Origin of the sequence: Pseudomonas sp. NFPP02, assembly GCF_900119355.1 — a bacterium.
GTDB lineage: Bacteria > Pseudomonadota > Gammaproteobacteria > Pseudomonadales > Pseudomonadaceae > Aquipseudomonas > Aquipseudomonas paracarnis.
This window is the reverse complement of sequence record NZ_FPJI01000003.1, coordinates 219,238-241,246: the sequence shown is the minus strand read 5'-3', so window position 1 is coordinate 241,246 and position 22,009 is coordinate 219,238. Positions and strand designations below refer to the sequence as shown.

The following is a 22,009-nucleotide window of genomic DNA, read 5'->3' as shown; positions in this document are numbered from 1 at the left end:
GCACAGCGATTAAACGATGAAGCGGGGTTCGGGCAGTCCTTGGACGCCGGGGTTGAGGGCGAACACGCCACCAGACAGCGACTGTTCACTCGGGTCGTCGCGGATGGAGGTGACGTACAGAGTGTCCAGGCGGCTGCCACCGAAGGCGCACATGGTGGGTTTTTTCACGGGCACGCTCAGGGAGCGGTCCAGGCGACCGTCCGGGGTGAAACGGTGAACCAACCCGGCGTCGTTGGCGCATATCCAGTATCCGCCCTCGGCGTCCACGGCTGCACCGTCGGGACGCCCGGGGAAGTCGTTCATATCAATGAACAGGCGGCGATTGGACGGCGTGCCGGTCTCGATGTCGTAGTCGAACGCCCAGACCTTTTGTACCTTCGGGTGCGAATCGGAAGCGTACATCGTGCGACCATCGGGGCTGAAGGCCAGGCCGTTGAGGGTGATGAACCCCTCCAGTAGCGCGTGGGGCGCAGCCCCGGACCCATAGCGATAAAGGACGCCTTCGGCGGCATTCAAGCCCATGTCCAGCACCATGCTGCCGGCCCAGAAACGGCCCTGGCGATCGCAGCGGCCATCGTTCAAACGCATGTCCTTGCGCGAATGCTCGATGCTGGCCAGCGGCACGGTGTCGAGGCTGCCGTCGTTGTGGGGCGTGAGTTGGAAGAAGCCGGTTTGCATGCCAGCGACCCAATTGCCTGCCTGGGTGCGCGCAATACAGGCGAGCATCTCTGGGGCTTTCCACGCCGCCAGATGGCCGGTGGCGGCGTTCCAGCGTTGCAGGCCGCCGTTGGGGATATCTACCCAATACAGGGCGTTTTCTTCGGGCACCCACACCGGGCATTCGCCCACCGCATTGCGGGCATCGACAATCAGTTCAGCAGTCATGGTCATTCCCTTGGGTTGCGGGGCACTCAGTCACCGAACGGCCCCGCCGCGCAGAACGCACCGCCCTGGTAGACCTTGGCCGGGTCATCGGCGGCCACGGGCGGTTGGGCTTCGACCTGGGCGCGGAACACTTCGGAGCTGTCTTTGGGGGCAAAGCCCAGGTGCGCGGCGTAGCGGTTGTCCCACCAGGTGTCGAGGTTGGCCGACATGCCGTACACCACGGTATGGCCGACGTTGGGCGTGTACAGCGCGCGTTCGAGCAGTTGTGTCAGGTCGTCGAAACTCAGCCAGGTGTGCATCATCCGGCGGTTCTGCGGTTGCGGGAACGAGGAGCCGATACGGATGCTCACGGTCTCGATGCCATAACGGTCGAAGTAGAAACTGGCCATGTCTTCGCCGTAAGACTTGGACAGGCCGTAGTAACTGTCCGGGCGGCGCGGGGAATGGGCGTCGAGTTGCTCGCCCTGTTTGTAGAAACCGATCACGTGATTGGAGCTGGCGAAGATCACCCGCTTGACCCCGTGGCGGCGGGCCGCTTCGTAGATATGGAAAATGCCGCTGATGTTCGCGCCCAGCACCTCTTCGAACGAGCGCTCCACCGAAACGCCGCCAAAGTGCAGGATGGCGTCGACGCCCTCTACCAACTGATGCACGGCGTGTTTGTCGGCCAGGTCGCAGATGTGTACCTCTTCGCGAGCGTCAGTGGCGGGGGCCATTTCAGTGATATCCGAAAGGCGCAGCACCTGGGCATAAGGACGCATGCGTTCACGCAGGACCTTGCCCAGGCCGCCGGCGGCACCAGTGAGCAACAGACGGTTGAAGGGAGCGGGGGTGGTGGTGGTCATGGGCCTTCCAGATTTTTGTTGTAGGTTGTCGTATGACTATGGGGAAATAGTGTTAGGGATTCCTGGTGTTGTCAACGTCCTTCCAGGCACATGAGATCAAAGGTGGGAGCTGGCTTGCCTGCGATAGCGGTGAGTCTGAAAAGGATGTGGTAACTGACCCACCGCTATCGCAGGCAAGCCAGCTCCCACATGGATAGGTGGCACCTTAGAGATCGGATTTGCCTTTGGAACTACAACAACGAAATCGGATAGCTGATAAAAATCCGGTTCTCATCGAACTCGTTATTGCTGAAATCCCGACGCATGGTCGAGTTGCGCCACTTCACATTGAGGTTCTTCAGCGCACCGCTCTGCACCGTGTAGGCCAACTCCGACTCACGCCCCCACTCCTTGCCGTCGGTGATCGCCCCGGTGTGTACATTGCTGCCGCTGATATAGCGGTTCATCAGGGTCAGCCCCGGAACGCCGAGCACCACAAAGTTGAAGTCGTGGCGCACCTGCCAGGACTTTTCCTTGGCGTTGTCGTAGCTGGCGTTGTAGCTGTCGTTGGCCAGAGTGCCGCCGCTGGTGCCGTTGATGCGCATCCAGGCGCTGTCGCCGCTGAGTTTTTGCAGGCCAACATAGAAGGTATGGCCGTTGTATCTGGCCGAGAGCAGGGCGAACAGGGTCTTGTTATCGAGGTCGCCGGCCAGGGCGCTGCCGTCTTCCTTGCCGTTGAAGAACCCGAGGTTGGCGCCCAGGGTCCAGTCTCCCAGCGGCTGGCTGTGGGTGAGGTTGAGGTACTGCTGTTGGTAGATATCAGTCAGTTCGGCGTACCACAGGCCGACCTGGGTACGTTTGTCGTTGAAAGTGTATTCGCCGCCGCCGAAGTTGAAACGGTCCGAAGTGAACGCGGCTTTACCGTTCATGAACATGTCTTCCATGCTCGCGTCGTTGCGTGGGCTGTTGCCCCGAAACTGGCCACCGTAGAGCGTCAGGCCGGCGATTTCATTGGAGGTGACCTGGCCGCCACGAAAGGTCTGGGGCAGGGAGCGGCCATCATCGGAACGCAAGATCGGCAGCACCGGCATCCATTCGCCAACCTTCAACTCGGTCTTCGACAGCCTGGTTTTCAGCGCGACACCCAGACGCCCGAAATTGTCGGCGGGGCGGCCATCGTCATGCACCGGCAACAGTTGGGTACCGGCGGTGCCTTTGCCGCCATCAAGCTTTTGCGAATACAGGCCCAGCACGTCAATCCCGAAACCGACCGTGCCCTGGGTAAAGCCGGACTTGGCATCAAGGATAAAATTCTGCGTCCACTCTTCGGCCTTGCCCTGGGGGTTGGTCGGGTTGGTGAAGTTGCGATTGAAGTAGGCATTACGCAGGTTGAGCGTGGCCTTGGCGTCGTCGATAAAGCCTTCGGCGTTGGCACCCAGCGGCAGAGTGACGGCCAGGCTGCCGAGACCGAGAAGGCCCAGGCGAGTGCAGGAATGACGGGCGGATTGACTCACAGTGAGGCTCCCTTTGTTTTGTTGTTTTTATTATTTGTCATACGTTGTCGTACAACATTGAGCGCGATATTTGCGAGGTTTTGAGGGCATGTCAAGCAGAAGTTATACGATGACTTGGGTGAAACGATTCAACGCAGCGGCACGGTCGCCCCCTGTAGGAGCGAGCTTGCTCGCGAAAACGTCAACGATAACGCGTGCTTCCTGAATGAACGCGGCGTCTGTGAGTTTTTCGCGAGCAAGCTCGCTCCTACATGGATTGCATTGCAACGCAGGTTTCAGCCAGCCATGACCATCGGCGGCAGGGTGCCAAGCAGGGAAACCGCAGCCACTGCTGCAACGCCCAACAGCCACTCCATCATCACACTGGCTCTCAAACTGCCCAGGCGTTGTTCGCAGCGCTTGATACGCAACCGGTTCAACAGCGCCAACCCCAGCATGCCCAGCACCAGCCCCACCTTGATCAGCAGGATCAAGGCGAAGCCCTCGAACAGCGGCGTGGGCCACAGTTGCCCGGTGAGCACGCGCACGTTGATCAGACCGGTTACCAGCAGGCCGCCGACCAAGCCATATCCCACACCACTGAAGCGACGCAGAATCGGCTCCAGGTGGTGGTCTTGCGCCTGCCGGAGGATCAGCACCAACACCAGCAACCCACCGAGCCAGGCCCCAACGCACAGCAGGTGCACTACCTGGTTAAGGATCAGCAACCGCCCACTCAGCCCGTCGAGCATGGCGCCATGGCCTACGGGGGCCAGGGTCGCCAGCAGCAGGGCGAGCAGCGGCAAGCGCAAGGCCGGCCAGGGCTTGATCAGCACGATCACCAGCAGCAGGTTCAGCAGCAGATGCCAGGCCCATACCTGGCCAAAAAAGGTCTTGCCCAGCACCAACTGCACCGTGGCCGGTTGCAGCGCCGAATCCCAACTGCCGGCCATGCTGGCGGTGATCAACAGCAACCACACAACCCCGGTGAACAGCCCCAAGCCGGCCAGGCCACGGGTGATGCGTAGCAATTGCCGGTCCAGTGTCGGCTGCACATGAGCGCCGAGCAGCCAGGGCCTGAATACCCAGGCCCCGAACATTAGCAACACGACGCAAAAGTGCAGGAAGCGGCACAGCACCAGCAGGGTTGCCATGGGTTATTGGCCGACCTTGAAGCTGTAAGTGCCTTCGCTTTTGTGAGTGTCGACGGACACTGCATGCCATTCGACTTTATAGGTGCCGTTTGCCAGCGCAGCGGCAGGCGTGACCACCAGTGTCTTCTTGTCGGCGTCCGGAGTTTCCAGGCCCTTGATGGCGATTTCGGTGCCGTCCTTGCTCAGGGAGACCTTGGTGAAGGTGGCTTCGACGCCTTCGCTGAAGGTCAGGCGCAGGTCTTTGGGTGCGGCGACTTTGCTGTCAGCCGCAGGCTCCGCGCTCTTGAGGTGGGCGTGGGCAAACGCCGTGGAGGCGCCCAGCAGGGCAGTGAACAGGACAGCAGCGGTCAGGGACTTCTTGAGCAACATTGTTCAATACCGATCAGAGGATAGGAGCCGGCAGTGTACGAAGTTTCGGCTTGGCCTGTCGCCCCGATCTAGAGCCGGTGGTAGTCTTTAGGCCGTGTTGTTGTCAGGGAGCCCTTATGGGCAATCACAAGATCGGAATTCGTCGGGTCAACGTCGAGAAAATCCTGCTGGCGGCGGAGAAGGTCTTCGCCAACAAAGGCTATGGCAGCACCGCCATGGCAGACATCGCCGAAGAAGCGCAACTGCCGCGCTCCAACCTGCATTACTACTTCACCACCAAAAGCGAGCTGTACAGCGCGGTGCTGTTCGACCTGCTGGAGTTGTGGAAGCAGGACGCCCTGAGCTTTGAAACCTTCGACGACCCTCGGGTGGTGCTCAGCAGCTACATCCGCGCCAAGATGCAGCGATCGCGCACGCGCCCGTATGGCTCCAAGGTCTGGGCCAATGAAATCATCCACGGCGCGCCCACACTCGGCGAGGCCCTGGATGAAAGCCTGTACGACTGGGCCAAGATGAAGGAAGCGAAGATTCGCCAATGGGTGCAAGACAAACGCATCCTGCCGGTGGAGCCCTCGAGCTTGCTGTACATGATCTGGGCCTCGACCCAGCACTATGCCGACTTCGACCACCAGGTGAAGATTCTGAATGATCACCAGCCGTTGTCGGACAGGCAGTTCGAGAAGGCCATTCAGACAGTGACCAGTGTGATTTTGCGCGGGATTGGTTTGGAGCCTTGAGCTGATCGTTCCCACGCTCCGCGTGGGAATGCCACCCTGGACGCTCCGCGTCCGCTCTTGCCAGCGTGACGCGGAGCGTCACAGGATGCGTTCCCACGCGGAGCGTGGGAACGAGGGGCTAGGGTTACACCGCTTCCCGGTAAGGATTGCGCGGGTCCTGCGTCCAGTTCAAAAACGGCTTGCCGGTATCGATCGGCACCATCTCGATGCAGTCGGCCACCGGGCAGGTGATCTGGCACAGGTTGCAGCCCACGCACTCATCGTCGATCACCTCATACAGATGCGTGCCATCGGCCTGCTTCAAGCTGGCAATGGCCTGGTGCGAGGTGTCCTCGCAGGCAATATGGCAACGACCACAGCCAATGCACGCCTCTTGGTCTATCTTGGCGATGACCTGATAGTTGATGTCCAGGTACTTCCAATCCGTGGTGTTGCCCACCGCCCGCCCGGAAAACGCCTGCAGGTTGGCATGGCCTTGGCTGTCCATCCAGCGCGACAAGCCATCCTTCATTTCTTCAACGATGCGAAACCCATGCAGCATCGCCGCCGTGCACACCTGCACCGCGCCGCAGCCCAGGGCGACGAATTCCGCGGCGTCGCGCCAGGTGCCGATACCGCCGATGCCGCAGATCGGCAGGCCGTTGGTCTGTGGGTCACGGGCGATTTCGGCGACCATGTTCAACGCAATCGGCTTGACCGCCGAGCCGCAGTAACCGCCATGGGTGCTCTGGGTACCGACCACCGGCAGCGCGACCATGCGCTCCAGGTCCACGCTGGTGATGGAGTTGATGGTGTTGATCAGCGACACCGCATCGGCGCCGCCGCGATAGGCCGCCCGCGCCGCCACGCGGATGTCGGTGATGTTCGGCGTGAGCTTGACGATCACCGGCAGCGAACAATACGTCTTGCACCAGCGCGTCACTTGCTCCACGTACTCCGGCACCTGGCCGACGGCAGCGCCCATGCCCCGTTCGGGCATGCCGTGAGGGCAGCCGAAGTTCAGCTCGATGCCGTCGCAGCCGGTCGCCTCCACCAAGGGCAGGATGTTTTTCCAGGACGCTTCGACACAAGGCACCATGAGCGAGACGATCAGTGCGCGGTCCGGCCAGTCCTTTTTCACCTGGGTGATTTCCCGCAGGTTGATCTCCAGGGAACGGTCGGTGATCAGTTCGATATTGTTGATGCCCAGCACTTCGCGGTTGGCGCCATAGTGCGCGGAGTAACGCGACGACACGTTCACCGCCGCCGGGTCTTCCCCCAGGGTTTTCCACACGACGCCACCCCAGCCGGCCTCGAAGGCGCGCACCACGTTGTAGGCTTTGTCGGTGGGCGGCGCGGAGGCCAGCCAGAACGGATTGGGCGCTTTGATACCGGCGAATACAATCGAGAGATCGGCCATTACGCAGCCTCCACAGTCAGCATGAGTTGGGCATGCATGGCTTCGGCGGCCCGCTTGCCATGTTGTACCGCCTGAACGGTGAGGTCCTGGCCGAGGCTGACGCAATCACCGCCGGCATACACCCCTGGGATGCTGGTGCGCAGTTGCTCATCGACGAAGATGCGCTCGCCGACGCGATGCAGTTGCTGGGCCAGCGGATCGTGCAGGGCGTCGTTGTCGAAGCCTTGCCCGATCGCCTTGAAGATCGCGTCGGCGGCCAGTTCGAAGGTTTCCCCGGTAGGCAGCAGGTGACCGTTTTCCAGGCGGGTGCGGGCAAAGCGCATGCCGCGTACGCGGCCTTGGTCATCGAGCAGGACCTCGTCGGGTTGGGCCCAGGTCAACAGCCGTACTTGATTGGCCTTGGCGATGTCCTGTTCGTGGTGGGTTGCGCCCATGTCGACCAGGCCACGGCGGTATACCAGGTTGACATCGCGGGCACCGAGGCGGGCCATCTGCACGGCCATGTCGATGGCGGTGTTGCCGGCGCCGAGCACGATGCAGCGGTCGGCCAGGGGCAGTTGGCTGAGGTCATCGGCCTGGCGCAGTTCGCGGATATAGTCGGTGGCGGCGAGCAGGCCGGGGGCATCCTCAAAGGGCAGGCCCAGCTGTTTGCTGGCAGCGAGACCCAGGCCGAGGAACACCGAATCGAATTGCTGGTGCAGTTCGCTCAAGGTCAGGTTGTCGCCCAGGCGCTGGCCGTGGCGAACCTCGATGCCGCCAATCTGCAGGAGGAAATCCAGTTCCTTCTGGGCGAAGTCGTCCACCAGTTTGTATTTGGCGATTCCGTATTCATTCAGGCCGCCGGCTTTTTCCCGCGCTTCGAAAATCACCACGTCATGACCGTGCAAGGCGGCGCGGTGAGCGCAGGCCAAACCGGCAGGCCCGGCACCGACCACGGCGATGCGCTTGCCAGTGGGCGCGGCGCGTTGGAACGGGTGTTCGCTGAAGTGCGCGTTGTCGATGGCATAGCGTTGCAACAGGCCGATCAGCACGGGGGCGCATTCTTCGGCGTTATTGCGTACGCAGGCTTGCTGGCAGAGGATTTCCGTCGGGCACACCCGTGCGCAACTGCCACCGAGGATGTTGGCCGAGAGGATTTTCTGCGCGGCCCCTTGCACGTTCTCGGTGTGGATATTGCGGATGAATGAAGGGATGTCGATCTCGCTGGGGCACGCATTCACACAAGGCGCGTCGTAGCAGTACAGGCAGCGCGAGGCTTCCAGTTGGGCCTGGCGGGCGTTGAGGGGCGGTGCCAGGTCGGTGAACTGGCTGGCGAGGGTGGCCCCGTCTTCGCGGGGGTGGGGGAGATGGGTCAGGGTCTGGATCACGGTGTTGGCCTCACGGTTATTGAGGTGCTGCCTCTGATGGGCGATCGTTCCCACGCTCTGCGTGGGAAAGCCTCAGTGGACGCTCCGCGTCCGCTTTTTTTGGACTCAGCGCTTCACGGCCACTGGCTTGCAAAGCGCTGCCCGCTTGCTCAACTGCTCGAACACCGAGGGATACGCCGGCCGCTGCACATACCGCCCGGCCCCTCGCTGCGCGCGCAGGTCACCATCGGCCCACACCAGCTTGCCCTGGCTGATGGTGTGGCTGGGCACGCCGCGCACGGTCTTGCCTTCGAAGATGTTGAAGTCCACCTGCTGATGGTGGGTCTTGGCGGAAATGGTCCGCGTGCCCTCGGGGTCCCATAGCACCAGGTCGGCATCGGCGCCTACGCGTATCGCGCCTTTGCGTGGGTAGAGGTTGAAGATCTTCGCGGTGTTGGTGGAGGTCAGGGCGACAAATTCCTGCATCGACAAACGCCCGGTATTGACGCCTTCGTGCCACAGCAGCGCCATGCGGTCTTCAATGCCGGCGGTACCGTTGGGGATCTTGCTGAAGTCGTCACGCCCGGCGGCTTTTTGCTCGGCGCAGAAACAGCAGTGGTCGGTGGCGGTGGTGTGCAGGTTGCCCGCTTGCAGGCCGTGCCACAGCGCCTCTTGGTGCCCGCGTGGGCGGAATGGCGGGCTCATCACATAGCCGGCGGCGGTCTGCCAGTCGGGGTGTTGGTACACGCTGTCATCGAGCAACAGGTGGCCGGCGAGCACTTCACCGTACACCGCCTGGCCCTTGCCACGGGCATAAGTGATTTCATCCAGGGCTTCCTTCGTCGACACATGCACCAGGTACAGCGGCGTGCCGATGGTCTCTGCAATCCGGATGGCACGGCTGGCCGCTTCGCCTTCCACCTGGGACGGGCGCGACAGCGGATGGGCTTCCGGCCCGGTGATGCCCTGAGCCATCAGCTTGCGTTGCAGGTGGTACACCAGCTCGCCATTTTCGGCATGCACCGTGGGCACCGCGCCGAGTTCCAGGCAGCGTTCGAAACTGGCGACCAAGGTGTCATCGGCAGCCATGATCGCGTTCTTGTAGGCCATGAAATGCTTGAAGCTGTTGATGCCGTGATGGCTGACCAGCTCGGCCATTTCCTCGCGTACCTGCTCGCTCCACCAAGTGATCGCTACATGAAACCCGTAGTCGGCGGCAGACTTTTCGGCCCAGCCGCGCCACTGGTGGAAAGCTTCCATCAGCGATTGCTGTGGGTTGGGAATCACGAAGTCGATGATCGACGTGGTACCACCGGCCAAGCCTGCCGCCGTGCCACTGAAAAAGTCTTCACTGGCCACGGTGCCCATGAAGGGCAGTTGCATATGGGTATGGGGGTCAATGCCGCCTGGCATCAAGTATTGGCCGCTGCCATCGAGTATTTCGCAGCCTGCGGGAATATCCAGATTCGTGCCAATGGCGCGAATTAGACCCTCTGCGCATAACACATCGGCGCGGTAACTTTCATCATGGGTAATAACGGTGGCGCCACGGATCAACAGCGACATGTCGAGTTCCTCACAGGCTTGACCGGCTTGTGCCAGTTCTAAGTGTTGTAATGCTGCGTACCGAGGGTCGGTTAATTCCTGTCATCGGTGACAGGAATAGAAACTAGCCCGAGTTTTTCGAATGAGCAAGAAGATTTTTATCAAGCCTTTAATGTTTTTTATCTAATTGATTTATAAGGTAAAAATACTATTTTCACCAAAATGAAGCACGCCCATCCTGTTTTGACGCACTTGACAGGTTCTTGATCTGTTCAATATTTCTTATTGCAAATCAGGCGCTTGAGATATGCCGCTTGACGGCGTCGAGAAATAAAAATAATTGTGATGCACCAGTTTGAGACCTGCAGGTTCTGGCAACTTGCGTATTGTTTAGCCTGACGCGTGCGGCAAGTAGCGCAGGCTCAATTGGAAAGCTGATAAACATCAGCAAGTTATACAAGCGGTGCGGGTTCAGAGGCGGTTGTCGGCACGGTTATTGAGTGCACGGGCAGTTGGCCGGAACCCTGGATGTCATGTTGTTGATGCGGTACTCCGGCCACCTGAACCTAGCGTGCAGGTGAGCAACAATAATTTTAAAAAAACCGTGGAGCGGCCATGCAACAGAACAGATCGCAAGTCATCGAGCGCAACGGCCTGTACGAACTCGACGCCGGCCCCGACGTCCTCGACAGCCCTCGCTACAACCACGATATGGCACCTACCAAAGTGCACGAGCGCACCTGGAACAAATGGCACATCACTGCGCTGTGGGTCGGCATGTCGATCTGCGTGCCCACCTACACGCTGGGTGGAGTGCTCACGGCGTATTTCGGGCTGTCGGTGGGGGAGGCGCTGATGGCGATCCTGCTGGCCAATATCGTGGTGTTGATCCCGCTGACCCTCAACGCGTTTCCCGGCACCAAGTACGGCATTCCGTTTCCGGTGCTGTTGCGTTCGTCCTTTGGCATCCTCGGTTCCAACGTACCGTGCCTGATCCGCGCGCTGGTGGCCTGCGGCTGGTTTGGTATCCAGACGATGTTTGGCGGTCTGGCGATCCACCTGTTCCTGGGCTCGATTTTCGACGGCTGGAAAGCCCTCGGCGGGACCGGGGAGGTGATCGGTTTCATGCTGTTCTGGTGCTTGAACCTGTGGGTGGTGCTGCGTGGCGCCGAGTCGATCAAGCGCCTGGAAACCTTGTCGGCGCCGTTGTTGGTCGCTGTGGGGGTTGGGTTGCTGGTATGGGCGATGCCGAACGTGTCCCTCAGCGAGCTGATGGCTATTCCACCCAAGCGCCCCGAAGGCGCCAGCCTCACCGGTTACTTCATGGCGGGGCTTACGGCGATGGTGGGCTTCTGGGCCACCTTGTCACTGAACATTCCCGACTTCAGCCGCTACGCCAACAGCCAGAAAGACCAGATTCTGGGGCAGATCTTCGGCTTGCCGCTGACCATGTTCCTGTTCGCCGCCCTCGGCGTGGTCATGACCGCCGCCTCGGTGAAACTGGTGGGGGTGAGCGTCTCCGATCCGGTGAGCCTGATTGGTCATATCCAGAGCCCGGTGTGGGTGGCCATCGCCATGGCGCTGATCATCGTCGCCACCTTGTCCACCAACACTGCGGCGAACATCGTCTCGCCCACCAACGACTTCCAGAACATCGCGCCCAAGCTGATCAACCGCACCACGGCGGTGATTCTCACCGGCCTGGTAGGGCTGGCGTTGATGGCCCATGAACTGCTGAAAAAACTCGGGCTGATTGTCTCGGACGTCAGCCTGGAAACCGTGTATTCCAATTGGCTACTGGGCTATTCAAGCCTGCTGGGGCCGATTGCCGGGATCATGGTGGTGGACTATTTCATCACCCGCAGACAACAGTTGGACCTGGCCGGCCTGTACCGCGACGACGTGTACCCGGCCTGGAACTGGAGCGGCTTTATCGCCTTTGGCGTACCGGTGGTGCTGACGCTGCTGTCGCTGGGCAGCGATGCGTTCAGCTGGTTCTACAGCTACGGCTGGTTCACCGGCTCGGCGTTGGGCGGGGTGTTGTATTACGGCTTGAACGCCAAGCGCGGGGCGAGCCCGATCACCGCCAAGGCGCCGTTGTAAACCACGGTCGAGGTGGGAGCTGGCTTGCCTGCGATAGCGGACTATCAGTTAAAGCCGTGTCGCCTGACACACCGCTATCGCAGGCAAGCCAGCTCCCACAGTTGACCGCGTTAATTCATAAGAACCTGTAGCCTGAGGAGACCCCCATGAACGCTGCCCTCGACGTTCTGCAATCGACCCATCAGCACATCAACCGCGACCGTCTGTGGCAGTCGCTGATGGACCTGGCCAAACTCGGCGCCACCCCCAAAGGCGGAGTGTGTCGCCTGGCCCTTACCGACCTCGACCGCAAGGCTCGCGATCTCTTCGTGCAGTGGTGTGAAGCGGCGGGTTGCACCGTGACCATCGACGGCATCGGCAATATCTTTGCGCGCCGTCCCGGCCGCAATCCCGACCTGCCACCGGTGATGACCGGCAGCCATATCGACACCCAGCCCACCGGCGGCAAGTTCGACGGTTGCTTCGGCGTGCTGGCCGGTGTGGAAGTGCTGCGCACCCTTAACGACCTGAATGTGGAAACCGAGGCGCCGCTGGAAGTGGTGGTATGGACCAACGAAGAAGGCTCGCGTTTCCCGCCGTGCATGATGGGCTCAGGGGTGTTTGCCGAGAAGTTCAGCCTCGCCGATACCCTGGCCAAGGTCGATACGGACGGCGTCAGCGTGGGGGATGCGTTGAACGCGATTGGTTATGCCGGAACACGGCCGGTCAGCGGGCATAAGGTCGGCGCGTATTTCGAGGCCCATATCGAACAAGGGCCGATTCTGGAGGATGAACACAAAACCATCGGCGTGGTGCTCGGCGCCCTCGGGCAAAAGTGGTTTGACCTGAAGCTGCGCGGTGTTGAAGCCCATGCCGGCCCTACACCCATGCACTTGCGCAAGGATGCCCTGGTAGGCGCGGCAGCGGTGGTGGCCGCCGTGAACGCGGCGGCGTTGGCGCACCAGCCGCATGCATGCGGCACGGTGGGGTGCCTGCAAGCGTATCCGGGATCGCGCAACGTGATTCCCGGTGAGGTGCGCATGACCCTGGATTTTCGTCACTTGGAACCGGCACGGCTGGACTCGATGATTGCCCAGGTGCGTCAGGTGATCGAGGACACCTGCGCCAAACATGGCTTGAGTTTCGACATGCAGCCCACGGCGGACTTCCCGCCGCTGTACTTCGACAAAGGCTGCGTGGAGGCGGTGCGCGATGCCGCCAATGGCTTGGGCTTGTCGAACATGGACATCGTCAGCGGGGCAGGGCACGACGCGATTTTCGTCGCTGAGCTGGGCCCGGCGGGGATGATCTTTGTACCGTGTGAAGGCGGCATCAGCCACAACGAAATCGAAAATGCCGCGCCGGATGACCTGGCGGCAGGGTGTGCGGTGTTGTTGCGCGCGATGGTGGCCGCTTCAGCGGCCATTGCCAGCGGCAAGTTAGCCGCCTGAATGATCGTTCCCACGCTCCGCGTGGGAACGCCGCTCAGGACGCTCTGCGTCCGCCCTTGAAATCGTGACGCGGAGCGTCACAGGGTGCATTCCCACGCAGAGCGTGGGAACGATCAGTGGGTATTAACCCGGCTGCCAGCCGCCGCCGAGTGCGGTCAAAAGTCCCACGCTCGCCTGCAACTGCCGGGTCTGCACCGCCTGCAACGTTCTCTGTGCCTGCAACGCGGCGGTTTGGGCGGTGACCACGTCCAGGTAACTCACCGCCCCGGCCTGATAGCTGTTCATCGCCAAGGCCTGGGTATGTTGCGCCGCCTCTGCGGCCGCTTGCTCGTCCTCGGCTTGCTGCTGCAAATCCCGCAGTTGCGCGAGGTTATCTTCCACCTCACGCACGGCTTTCAGTACGTGGCTACGGTACTGTGCCGAGGCTTCCTCGAATTCGGCCTTGGCCTGGCGCTCGTCGGCGCTCAAGCGTCCGCCATCGAAGATCGGCAGGTTCATCAGCGGCCCCAGTGCCCAATACCGGTTGCCGGCGGACAGCAGGTTGCCAACGCCTTGGGTCTGCCCGCCCAGCACACCGGTCAAACTGAAATCCGGGAACCACGCCGCCTTGGCCACGCCGATCGTTGCGTTGGCCGCAAACACACGACGTTCAGCTGCGGCAATGTCTGGACGACGCTGCAGCAAGTGGCTGGGCAACTGCGCCGGAATGCTTGGCAACGCCATTAACTGCGGGCTGGGCGGCAATGAAAAATCACTGGCCGTCACGCCCACCAATTCGCCGATGGCGTGCTCGGCGAGGTTGCGCTGGCCACGCACTTCGTCCAGCTGCGCCTTGGCTTCGGCCAGTTGGTTTTGCGCGCGGGTCAGGTCCAGTTCCGACGCAATCTGGCCTTCATAACGGCTGCGTGTCAGTTGCAACGCTTGGCTGAAGTCCTGCAACGACGTGTTGAGGATTCGGCCCTGTGCATCCAGCCCATTGAGCTGCACATACAGGCTCGCCAACTGTTGTTGCAGGCTCAGGCGCACCACCGCCAGATCATCAAAGGACGCTTGCGCCTGGGCATCGCCCGCAGCGACCTGGTTGCGGATTCTGCCCCACAGGTCGAGGTCGTAACCCAGGGAGAACCCAACGGTATTGCTGTTGTACACCGACGGCTGTGCAGTGCCGCGTAGCGGTCGTGAATCCGATTGACGTTGGCGCAGCGGTTGCGCGCTGGCGGTGATTTGCGGGAAAAGGCCCGCGTGCAGTTGACTGGCGTAGGCCTGGGACGCATCGAAATGCGCCAGCGCCGCGGCCAGGTCCGGGTTGGCCTTGAGCAGTTGCTGTTGCAGCGCGTTCAGGCGCGAATCGTTGTAAAGCTGCCACCACTGGGGCGCCAGTTGATCCGACGGTTGCGCGCTGTGCCAGGGGCCATCGCTGGTTTGTTCGCGGTAGTGGGCGGGCAGGTCAATCGACGGCACCGTATAGGTGGGCGCCATCGAGCAACCCTGCAACGCCAGTACCATCAGTGCCGCCAGCGGATTAAGCCTTGGGCGCATGCGCACCTCCCGAGGCGTCGGCCAGTTGCACCGGGTCGCCTTCGCGCAGGGCGTCGGGCGGGTTGTCGATGATGCGGTCAGCGGGCTTCAGGCCTTGGTCGATCACCAGGCGCTCGCCGAGGTCCAGGCCAATATGAATGTCTTGCAGGTGCACATGGTTGCGACCGTCCAGTACCGCAACCTGGGTGCCCTGGGCGCGGAAGATCAAGGCGCTGGCCGGGATGCTCACGCCATGGGTATCGGCCGGAATCGGCAGGGTGACTTCGGCGTAATCGCCTGGCAGCAGTTCGCCGTTGGGGTTGTCGGCAACGAACTGGGCGAGCAGGGTGCCAGAGCGGCGGTCGATGGCAGTGGAGTCACCGATCAGGCGTGCCTTGAAGTGCTCGCCGGGGTGCTCGGGGACGGTCAGTTCGGCCTCAAGGCCCGTATGAATGACCGCTGCATAGTTCTGCGGCACCGGCACGTACAAGCGCAATTGGTGGGTGTCGGCAATGTTGAACAGTTCCGGATCGCTGGCGTTATCGGCCTTGATCAACTGGCCGATGTCCGTGTTGCGGGCAGTGATGGTGCCAGCGAATGGCGCTCGAAGGGTCTTGTAGCTTTCCAGGGCGCACAGCCGTGCGTAGTCCGCTGCCGCGGCTTCGGTGTTGGCCTTGGCGGCTGCGGCGTTGGAGGTTTTCTCATCGGCGTCCTGGCGCGATACCGAATGGCTGGCCAGCAGGTTTTGCCAGCGGGTCGCCGTGGTGGCTGCCAGGCGTGCATTGGCTTGTTGCTGGATCAGGCGGGCATGGGCTTGGGCCAGTTGTTGGTCGAGGTCTGGGCTGTCGATTTCGGCGAGGATTTGCCCGGCCTTGACCTGGGCACCGATGTCGACTTTCCAGTCCTTCAAGTAGCCGCTGACCCGCGCATTGATCGCCGCTTTGCTCCATGCCTCCAGGTGGGCGGGCAGGCGCAGGGTTTCACCGCCGGCGTTTGGCTTGGGTTGGAACACCATTACCTGGGGGACGGCGGCGGCTTCGGTCCAGGCGGTGACCGACTGCTCGTGCAGCGTACGCGCGTGCAGGCCGCTGGCGACTAACAGGGCAGCCAACGTCAGGCCACCGACACCCAGGAGCATCAGACGCTTGCGCGAGGGTTTTTGATCAGGCGACATGGGGCGTTTCTCCAGCAGTTGCGCGAGTAGGATGACGACCGTGGACCAGGCTGAAGACCACGGGAACAAACAACAAAGTGGCGATGGTGGCGAAGACCAGGCCACCGATGACCGCCCGGCCGAGCGGGGCGTTCTGCTCCTCGGAAATGGCCAGGGGCAACATGCCGATGATCATTGCCAGGGCAGTCATGCACACCGGGCGAAAGCGCGTATAGCCGGCTTCTAGCGCGGCTTCCAACGCATCGCCATGTTCGGCCAGGCGCTCACGGCAGAAGCTCACCACCAGGATCGAGTTGGCGGTGGCCACGCCCATGCACAAGATGGCGCCGGTGAGTGCTGGCACCGACAACGAGGTGCCACTGAGAAACAGCATCCACACGATGCCCGCCAATGCTGCCGGCAACGCCGTGATGATCACAAAAGGGTCGGCCCATGATTGGAAGTTGACCACGATCAGCAAGTAGATCAGCACCACCGCGCCGAGCAGTCCGAAGCTCAAACCACTGAACGCCTCATGCAGCGCATCGATCTGCCCGTGCAGGCTGATGGTCGCGCCTTTGGGGCGCATGGACGCAGTGTCATCCAGCACCTTTTGCACATCGCGGGCCACACCGCCGAGGTCGCGGCCTTGCACGTTGGCGTACAGGTCCAAGGTAGGCTCGATGTTGTAGTGGGTCACCACGGCAGGGCTCTGTACCCGGGAGATGGTTGCCACGCCGCCGAGAATTTGCGCCTGCCCATCGGCACCGGTCACCGGCAACGCCTCCAGGGACGGCAGGCTGTCGAGGCGGTACTGCGGGGTGGCCGCGACGATGGAATAAGACACGCCGTTGGCCGGGTTGAGCCAGAAGGTCGGCGCGGTTTGCGAGCTGCCGGCGAGGGAGGCAACCATGCTGTTGGTGACGTCACGTTCGGTGATGCCCAGGCCATTGGCGCGCATACGGTCCACGTTTACTTGCAGCGAGGGGTAGCCGGTGGACTGCTGGATCCGCAGGTCGGCAATCCCCGGTACATGTTGCAAGCGCCGTTCAAGCTCGACGGCATAGGCGCGGTTTTCCGCGTCATTGCGCCCGGAGATTTTGACGTCCAGAGGGGCGGGAGCGCCGAAGTTGAGGATCTGGCTGCTGATGTCGGCGGGGAGGAACGCAAAGTGGCTGCCGGGGAAACTTTGCGGCAGGGCTTCACGCAGTTTTTTCACATAGTCGGCGGTGGGCGCGTGGTGCGTTTTCAAGCTGACCTGGATGTCACCGTCCTGCGGGCCGATGGTGCCGCTGCTGCTGTAGGCCATGTCGATGCCGCTGAGCGGAATGCCAATATTGTCGACGATGGTGTCCAGTTCTTCGGCCGGGATAACCTCGCGAATCCGTGCTTCGATGCGATCGAACGCCGCGGCGCTTTCTTCGATGCGCGTGCCCAGTGGCAAGCGCACATGCAGGGCCAAGGCACCCGCATCGGTGGCCGGGAAAAAGTCCTGGCCCAGGCTCGGCAACAGCAGGAACGACGCGAGTACGCAGGCCAGGAACCCGACAATGAAGCGCTTGCGTGCGCCCAGCGCCAGCGTCAGCAGGCCATGGTAGGTGTCGCGGATATTGGAAAAGTGCCGTTCGAATCCCTGTTGAAAATTCAGCACCGATTGCAGCAACGCATTGCGCGGCCTCAAGTGCTGTTCACCCTCGTGGTGATTGATGAATGCATCTTCCGGATGATGCCCCGCGCCTGCCTCCGGCCTATGTGGTTTGAGCAAATACATCGTCAGCGTCGGCACCAGGGTACGCGAGAGAATGAACGAACTGGCCATGGCAAAGATCACCGCCAGCGCCATTGGCCGGAACAGGTAACCGGCGATGCCTTGCAGCAAAAACATCGGCACGAACACGATGCAGATGCACAACAGCGAGACGAAAGCCGGGCCGACGATTTGCGCGGCGCCGTCGAGAATCGCGGCCTTCACCGCCTTGCCTTGCTCCAGGTGCCAGTTGATGTTTTCGATGGTCACCGTGGCGTCGTCCACCAGGATGCCCACCGCCAACGCCAGCCCGCCCAATGTCATCACGTTGAGGGTTTGCCCACTGGCGGCCAACAGCGCGATGGCCGACAGCACTGCCAGGGGAATCGACGCGGCGATGATCAAGGTCGAGCGCCAACTGCCGAGAAACAGCAGGATCATCGCACTGGTGAGCAGTGCGGCAATGATGCCTTCCTGGGCCACGCTGCTCACCGACTGCTTGACGAACACCGAGGCATCGCCCAGCAGCGAGGTTTTCAGCGACGGTGGCAAGGTTTCGTTGATGCGCGGCAGCATCTGCCGGATACCGTCGATGATCGACAGCGTGGAGATGCTGCCGTTTTTCAGCGCCGGCATCAGCACGGCGCGATGGCCGTCGACCCGCACGATATTGGTTTGCGGTGGTGAACCGTCGCGCACATGGGCCACTTGGCCGATGGTGATCAGCGCACCGTCGACGGTCTTGATCGGCAAGTCGTTGAGCTCATCAATCGCCTTGGGGCTGTTGTTGAGCAGGATCGTGTATTCGTTGGGGCCGAGCTTGGCGGTGCCCACCGGGATGATCTGGTTCTGCAGCGCCAGGGCGTTGCCCACGTCTTGGGCCGACAAGCCTTTGGCGGCCAGGGCTTGAGGGTCGAGGTCGAGGGTGATCTGCCGTTGCTTGCCACCCATTGGGGTGGGCATGGCCAGGCCGGGCAGGGCGCTCAAGGGCAGGCGGATATTGTTCTGCACCAGGTCGCGAATTTTGGCTTCCGAAAGGCTGGGGCTGGAGAACGCCATTTGCAGGATCGGCACCGTGGAGGCGCTGTAGTTGAGGATCAGCGGCGGGGTGATGCCCGGTGGCATTTGCTTGAGCACGGTTTGTGACACCGCCGTGACCTGGGCATTGGCGGTACGGATATCGACGCCAGGCTGGAAGAAGATCTTGACGATGCCCATGCCGGGCAACGATTGCGACTCGATATGCTCGATGTCGTTGACGGTGGTGCTCAGGGAGCGTTCGTAGGTGTAGATCACCCGGCCGGCCATGGCGTCCGGAGACAGGCCGTTGTACTGCCACACCACGGCGACCACGGGAATGCCGATATCGGGAAAAACATCCGTGGGCGTACGCAGGGCCGCCATCGGCCCGATGATGCAGATGAATATAGCCAGCACGATGAAGGTGTACGGCTTGTGCAGTGCGGTCTTTACCAGCCCGAGCATGCGTGAGTCTCCGAGAAGAGCAGGATTGCAAACCCCGGCAGTCTTGACCGACCCACCTAACACGCACCTTTCAGCCAGGTGAAGGAAGTTTTAGTCAAGGGCTGAAGATACTTTCATAGGGATTCATTTGTTCCAGGAAGGGCGGCTCATCAAGCTTGTCAGCCATCGGATACGAGCTTTTCATTCATGCCCTTTGGAGCCCTGTCATGTCACTCAAACCACTGTTGTTAGTTCCCGTCCTTGGCTTTGTCTGTTTACTGTCGGCCTGCGCCGGCCCGATCCCCAAGGCGGACCCCAGCGAAGCCTGGATCGGCTTGCAGGAAGAAGCGCCGAATGACCTGATGGCCGAGCGTGTCGATGGCAAGCGGGTGGACGATGGGCGCTATTTTGAGGTGACCCCGGGTGACCATCGCCTGGACGTGACTTTATTTGAAGACGAGCCGGGTGATGACAACCAGCAGGACTGCCAGGGCCGCATCGAGTACAAGCATTTCAAGGCAGGTGAGCACTACACCCTGGTGGAGTCGAGCCTGGGCACCACGGTGCGCGCGTCTCTTGAGGACGGCCACGGCAAGGAAATTGCCGCGACCCAGGACTTCAATTGCATGCCTGGCTAGGCGTGATGCGCCGTCGCCTTGTGCGGTTCGGCGGGTGCAGCAGGTTTGACGTGGGGGTGATGATGCCGGCGCGTCACGCGCATGACCCCCCACAGCATGGCGGCGGCTACGGCCAGCCAACCACAGATCAACAGGAAAATCGTTGTCGCAAGGCTCATTCGGGCCTCCTTTCGCCCACTTGGGGCACACACAGTCTTCTCAATGGACAGTCTAGTCAGCTGGCGGTTGCCTGCTATTGACCAATGGTCGAGTCGGTCCAACTTCTTTGCTCTATCAGCGCCGCTTTACTGAGCCAGTGGGCTATACCGGCGGGGCGGGGCGCCCTATGATCGGAGGCCTTTACCGGCAGTTGATCAAGAGAGTGAAAAAATTGCGCTTACGGTCGAACCTTAAAACCTCCTTGCTGCTCGCCGCTGCCCTTGGGCTGGCGTCCTGTGCCAGCAGCACACCATCGAAATTGCCAGGCTTGCCGGAGCGCGTTGAACTCACTGGCGTGCCGACCTTTCGCAGCGAGGCTTATCAGAGCGGCCCTACGGCACTTGCCAGCATGCTGTCGCAACAAGGCATTGTCATGACACCGGGTTTGCTTGATAAACCGCTGCACCTGCCCGGCGCCGAGGCGGACCTTGAGCGCAACATGCAAGTGCTGGCACGTGAATACGGGCTGATGGTGTATCCACTGGAGGCCAAGCTGACCGCCGTGCTGGCGCAGGTGGCGGCGGGTTACCCAGTGATGGCGCGGATCAACGCCAGTTATTGGTCCGGGGCGCGCTATGTCGTGGTGGTGGGGTTCAACCAACAGAAGAGTACGGTGCTGTTGCGCTCTGGCAACGAGCGCCGGCTGATCATGCGCTTCAGCGACTTCGAGTCGGCGTGGGCGAGCGCGGGCCATTGGGCCATTCTGACCCAGCGCCCGAGCCAGTTGCCGGCCAATGTGGACGTGCAGCGCTGGCGCGAAGCGGCCAATGCCACGGCGCAGGCGGGGCAGGAGCAAGCGGCGGCCCAAGCGCTCAAGGTGTTGGCAGAGAAGAAGTGAAGCTCAAATAATGTGGGAGCGGGCAAGCCCGCCCCCACACTAAAACCGTTGCTTATCGACGTACTTCCGTAGCGGTCGCTCGGTTCTTGAGGTTTTTATCGGCCTTGTAACGCAGCGCTACATCAGGCACTGCGCCGCCTTTGCCGGTCTCGACCCAGCTACGAATACGGCTGGCATCGGCAAAATGGGTGAACTTGCCAAAGGCATCCAGAATCACCAGCGACACCGGGCGATTGCCCATGCTCGTCACCAACACCAGGCAATGGCCGGCCTGGTTGGTGAAACCGGTCTTGGTCAGCTTGATATCCCAGTTGGCGCGGTTGATCAGGTGATCGGTGTTGGAGAAGCCCAAGGTGTAATTAGGCTTGCGGAACGACACGGTCTTTTCCTTGGTGGTGCTCAACTGGCTCAGCATCGGAAACTTGCGCGCATAGGCCAGCAGCTTGCTCAGGTCGCGGGCGGTCGACACGTTATTAATCGACAGTCCGGTGGGCTCTACGTAGTGGGTGCTGGTCATGCCCAGGGATTTTGCCTTGGCGTTCATCGCGGCAATGAAGGCCGCGTAGCCACCTGGATAGTGGTGGGCGAGGCTGGCGGCGGCGCGGTTTTCCGAAGACATCAGCGCGATCAGGAGCATTTCCTTGCGTGGCATCTGGCTACCGATCTTCACCCGGGAGAACACGCCTTTCATCTCGGGCGTATCGGTGATGTTGATGTCGATGTACTCGTCCATATTCTGCTTGGCTTCGAGGACGATCAGGCCAGTCATCAGCTTGCTCACCGAGGCGATAGGTACCACCACGTCAGGGTTGCTGGAATAAATGACTTTATTGGTCTGCAAGTCGACCAGCATGGCGCTGCCGGAGGCGATCTGCAGCTTGGAGGCGTCACGCGGGGCCAGGGTGGATTCGGCGGCGTGGGCGAAGGTGCCTGTTAACGCAAAAAACAGGCTAACGATAGAAAGACGAATTTTCACGCGGATGAACTCGCTAAAAAGTAAGGAAATGCCGTTGTAGAACGGGTCTTATGAAAAATGACGTTACATTTTAGGAGTATGGATGAAGAACTGTCGAATGTTCTTCTAGAACCAGACGAAAGTACTTAAAAACTAAGAAAAAACGGTTTTTTTACGCGTAATAAAAAGCCCTGCGCTAAGGCAGGGCTTTTT

The 22,009-nt window shown here is 61.2% G+C and carries 18 protein-coding genes; 5 read left to right on the top strand and 13 right to left on the bottom strand.

Features of this window, described 5'->3' with window-relative positions; genetic code table 11:
• Positions 1 to 9: 9 nt before the first annotated feature.
• The 5 genes from BT204_RS07175 to copC all read right to left on the bottom strand — a co-directional run bounded on the left by BT204_RS07175 (position 10) and on the right by copC (position 4,725).
• The gene (locus BT204_RS07175) at positions 10 to 885 is read right to left on the bottom strand and encodes an SMP-30/gluconolactonase/LRE family protein (RefSeq protein ID WP_054917394.1); all 876 of its coding nucleotides are present in this window, start codon (positions 883 to 885) and stop codon (positions 10 to 12) included.
• 26 nt (positions 886 to 911) lie between these two features.
• Positions 912 to 1,730, bottom strand: a complete 819-nt coding sequence (locus BT204_RS07170; protein WP_072446124.1) for an NAD-dependent epimerase/dehydratase family protein — start codon at positions 1,728 to 1,730, stop codon at positions 912 to 914.
• A gap of 230 nt (positions 1,731 to 1,960) precedes the next feature.
• Positions 1,961 to 3,223: an OprD family porin gene (locus BT204_RS07165; protein ID WP_034127961.1), complete on the bottom strand. Its 1,263-nt coding sequence runs from the start codon at positions 3,221 to 3,223 to the stop codon at positions 1,961 to 1,963.
• 275 nt (positions 3,224 to 3,498) lie between these two features.
• Positions 3,499 to 4,356, bottom strand: coding sequence for a copper homeostasis membrane protein CopD (copD, locus tag BT204_RS07160; protein WP_054917390.1), 858 nt, complete (start codon positions 4,354 to 4,356; stop codon positions 3,499 to 3,501).
• A gap of 3 nt (positions 4,357 to 4,359) precedes the next feature.
• Positions 4,360 to 4,725 (bottom strand): copper homeostasis periplasmic binding protein CopC, encoded by a 366-nt coding sequence (gene copC / locus BT204_RS07155; RefSeq protein ID WP_034127959.1) that lies wholly within the window; start codon positions 4,723 to 4,725, stop codon positions 4,360 to 4,362.
• 116 nt (positions 4,726 to 4,841) lie between these two features.
• Between copC and BT204_RS07150 the strand changes: the two genes are divergently transcribed.
• On the top strand, positions 4,842 to 5,462 hold the full coding sequence (locus BT204_RS07150) for a TetR/AcrR family transcriptional regulator (protein WP_003192282.1): 621 nt from the start codon (positions 4,842 to 4,844) through the stop codon (positions 5,460 to 5,462).
• A gap of 124 nt (positions 5,463 to 5,586) precedes the next feature.
• Here BT204_RS07150 and preA read toward each other — a convergent pair whose 3' ends face one another.
• The 3 genes from preA to hydA form a co-directional block, all read right to left on the bottom strand.
• On the bottom strand, positions 5,587 to 6,861 hold the full coding sequence (gene preA / locus BT204_RS07140) for an NAD-dependent dihydropyrimidine dehydrogenase subunit PreA (protein WP_034127958.1): 1,275 nt from the start codon (positions 6,859 to 6,861) through the stop codon (positions 5,587 to 5,589).
• A complete protein-coding gene (locus tag BT204_RS07135; RefSeq protein WP_072446287.1) occupies positions 6,861 to 8,228 on the bottom strand; it encodes an NAD(P)-dependent oxidoreductase in 1,368 nt (455 codons plus the stop codon). The genes preA and BT204_RS07135 overlap by 1 nt, the downstream gene beginning before the upstream one ends.
• A gap of 105 nt (positions 8,229 to 8,333) precedes the next feature.
• Positions 8,334 to 9,773, bottom strand: a complete 1,440-nt coding sequence (hydA, locus tag BT204_RS07130; RefSeq protein ID WP_072446118.1) for a dihydropyrimidinase — start codon at positions 9,771 to 9,773, stop codon at positions 8,334 to 8,336.
• A 594-nt stretch (positions 9,774 to 10,367) separates the two neighbouring features.
• Here hydA and BT204_RS07125 point away from each other — a divergent pair.
• Positions 10,368 to 11,855: an NCS1 family nucleobase:cation symporter-1 gene (locus tag BT204_RS07125; RefSeq protein ID WP_072446115.1), complete on the top strand. Its 1,488-nt coding sequence runs from the start codon at positions 10,368 to 10,370 to the stop codon at positions 11,853 to 11,855.
• A gap of 146 nt (positions 11,856 to 12,001) precedes the next feature.
• Positions 12,002 to 13,285: a Zn-dependent hydrolase gene (locus BT204_RS07120; protein ID WP_072446112.1), complete on the top strand. Its 1,284-nt coding sequence runs from the start codon at positions 12,002 to 12,004 to the stop codon at positions 13,283 to 13,285.
• Positions 13,286 to 13,408: 123 nt separating this feature from the next.
• On the opposite strand, the gene BT204_RS07115 is transcribed toward BT204_RS07120, so the two are convergent.
• From BT204_RS07115 to BT204_RS07105, 3 genes are read right to left on the bottom strand one after another with little or no spacing between them, the layout of a single operon-like run.
• On the bottom strand, positions 13,409 to 14,824 hold the full coding sequence (locus BT204_RS07115) for an efflux transporter outer membrane subunit (RefSeq protein WP_072446110.1): 1,416 nt from the start codon (positions 14,822 to 14,824) through the stop codon (positions 13,409 to 13,411).
• On the bottom strand, positions 14,808 to 15,977 hold the full coding sequence (locus tag BT204_RS07110; RefSeq protein WP_072446106.1) for an efflux RND transporter periplasmic adaptor subunit: 1,170 nt from the start codon (positions 15,975 to 15,977) through the stop codon (positions 14,808 to 14,810). Before BT204_RS07110 ends, BT204_RS07115 begins: the two co-directional genes overlap by 17 nt.
• Positions 15,967 to 19,188, bottom strand: a complete 3,222-nt coding sequence (locus tag BT204_RS07105; RefSeq protein ID WP_072446103.1) for an efflux RND transporter permease subunit — start codon at positions 19,186 to 19,188, stop codon at positions 15,967 to 15,969. The genes BT204_RS07110 and BT204_RS07105 overlap by 11 nt, the downstream gene beginning before the upstream one ends.
• Before the next feature lie 206 nt (positions 19,189 to 19,394).
• On the opposite strand from BT204_RS07105, the gene BT204_RS07100 reads away from it, so the two are divergent.
• The gene (locus BT204_RS07100) at positions 19,395 to 19,805 is read left to right on the top strand and encodes a PA0061/PA0062 family lipoprotein (protein WP_034127951.1); all 411 of its coding nucleotides are present in this window, start codon (positions 19,395 to 19,397) and stop codon (positions 19,803 to 19,805) included.
• On the opposite strand, the gene BT204_RS27840 is transcribed toward BT204_RS07100, so the two are convergent.
• On the bottom strand, positions 19,802 to 19,963 hold the full coding sequence (locus BT204_RS27840; RefSeq protein ID WP_164919344.1) for a hypothetical protein: 162 nt from the start codon (positions 19,961 to 19,963) through the stop codon (positions 19,802 to 19,804). The two genes, BT204_RS07100 and BT204_RS27840, sit on opposite strands and share 4 nt — an antisense overlap.
• 212 nt (positions 19,964 to 20,175) lie before the next feature.
• Here BT204_RS27840 and BT204_RS07095 point away from each other — a divergent pair, with 212 nt between their 5' ends.
• A complete protein-coding gene (locus BT204_RS07095; RefSeq protein WP_072446285.1) occupies positions 20,176 to 20,841 on the top strand; it encodes a peptidase C39 family protein in 666 nt (221 codons plus the stop codon).
• A 52-nt stretch (positions 20,842 to 20,893) separates the two neighbouring features.
• Here the strand turns inward: BT204_RS07095 and pbpG are convergent, their stop codons facing one another.
• A complete protein-coding gene (gene pbpG, locus BT204_RS07090) occupies positions 20,894 to 21,817 on the bottom strand; it encodes a D-alanyl-D-alanine endopeptidase (RefSeq protein ID WP_072446101.1) in 924 nt (307 codons plus the stop codon).
• Positions 21,818 to 22,009: the final 192 nt, after the last annotated feature.

Coding starts and splice junctions, on each gene's coding strand:
- BT204_RS07100 (WP_034127951.1), top strand. CDS start 19,395: ATGTCACTCAAACCACTGTTGTTAGTTCCCGTCCTTGGCTTTGTCTGT.
- BT204_RS07125 (WP_072446115.1), top strand. CDS start 10,368: ATGCAACAGAACAGATCGCAAGTCATCGAGCGCAACGGCCTGTACGAA.
- BT204_RS07170 (WP_072446124.1), bottom strand. CDS start 1,730: ATGACCACCACCACCCCCGCTCCCTTCAACCGTCTGTTGCTCACTGGT.
- BT204_RS07115 (WP_072446110.1), bottom strand. CDS start 14,824: ATGCGCCCAAGGCTTAATCCGCTGGCGGCACTGATGGTACTGGCGTTG.
- preA (WP_034127958.1), bottom strand. CDS start 6,861: ATGGCCGATCTCTCGATTGTATTCGCCGGTATCAAAGCGCCCAATCCG.
- BT204_RS27840 (WP_164919344.1), bottom strand. CDS start 19,963: ATGAGCCTTGCGACAACGATTTTCCTGTTGATCTGTGGTTGGCTGGCC.
- copC (WP_034127959.1), bottom strand. CDS start 4,725: ATGTTGCTCAAGAAGTCCCTGACCGCTGCTGTCCTGTTCACTGCCCTG.
- BT204_RS07105 (WP_072446103.1), bottom strand. CDS start 19,188: ATGCTCGGGCTGGTAAAGACCGCACTGCACAAGCCGTACACCTTCATC.
- BT204_RS07120 (WP_072446112.1), top strand. CDS start 12,002: ATGAACGCTGCCCTCGACGTTCTGCAATCGACCCATCAGCACATCAAC.
- BT204_RS07150 (WP_003192282.1), top strand. CDS start 4,842: ATGGGCAATCACAAGATCGGAATTCGTCGGGTCAACGTCGAGAAAATC.
- BT204_RS07175 (WP_054917394.1), bottom strand. CDS start 885: ATGACTGCTGAACTGATTGTCGATGCCCGCAATGCGGTGGGCGAATGC.
- BT204_RS07110 (WP_072446106.1), bottom strand. CDS start 15,977: ATGTCGCCTGATCAAAAACCCTCGCGCAAGCGTCTGATGCTCCTGGGT.
- copD (WP_054917390.1), bottom strand. CDS start 4,356: ATGGCAACCCTGCTGGTGCTGTGCCGCTTCCTGCACTTTTGCGTCGTG.
- hydA (WP_072446118.1), bottom strand. CDS start 9,773: ATGTCGCTGTTGATCCGTGGCGCCACCGTTATTACCCATGATGAAAGT.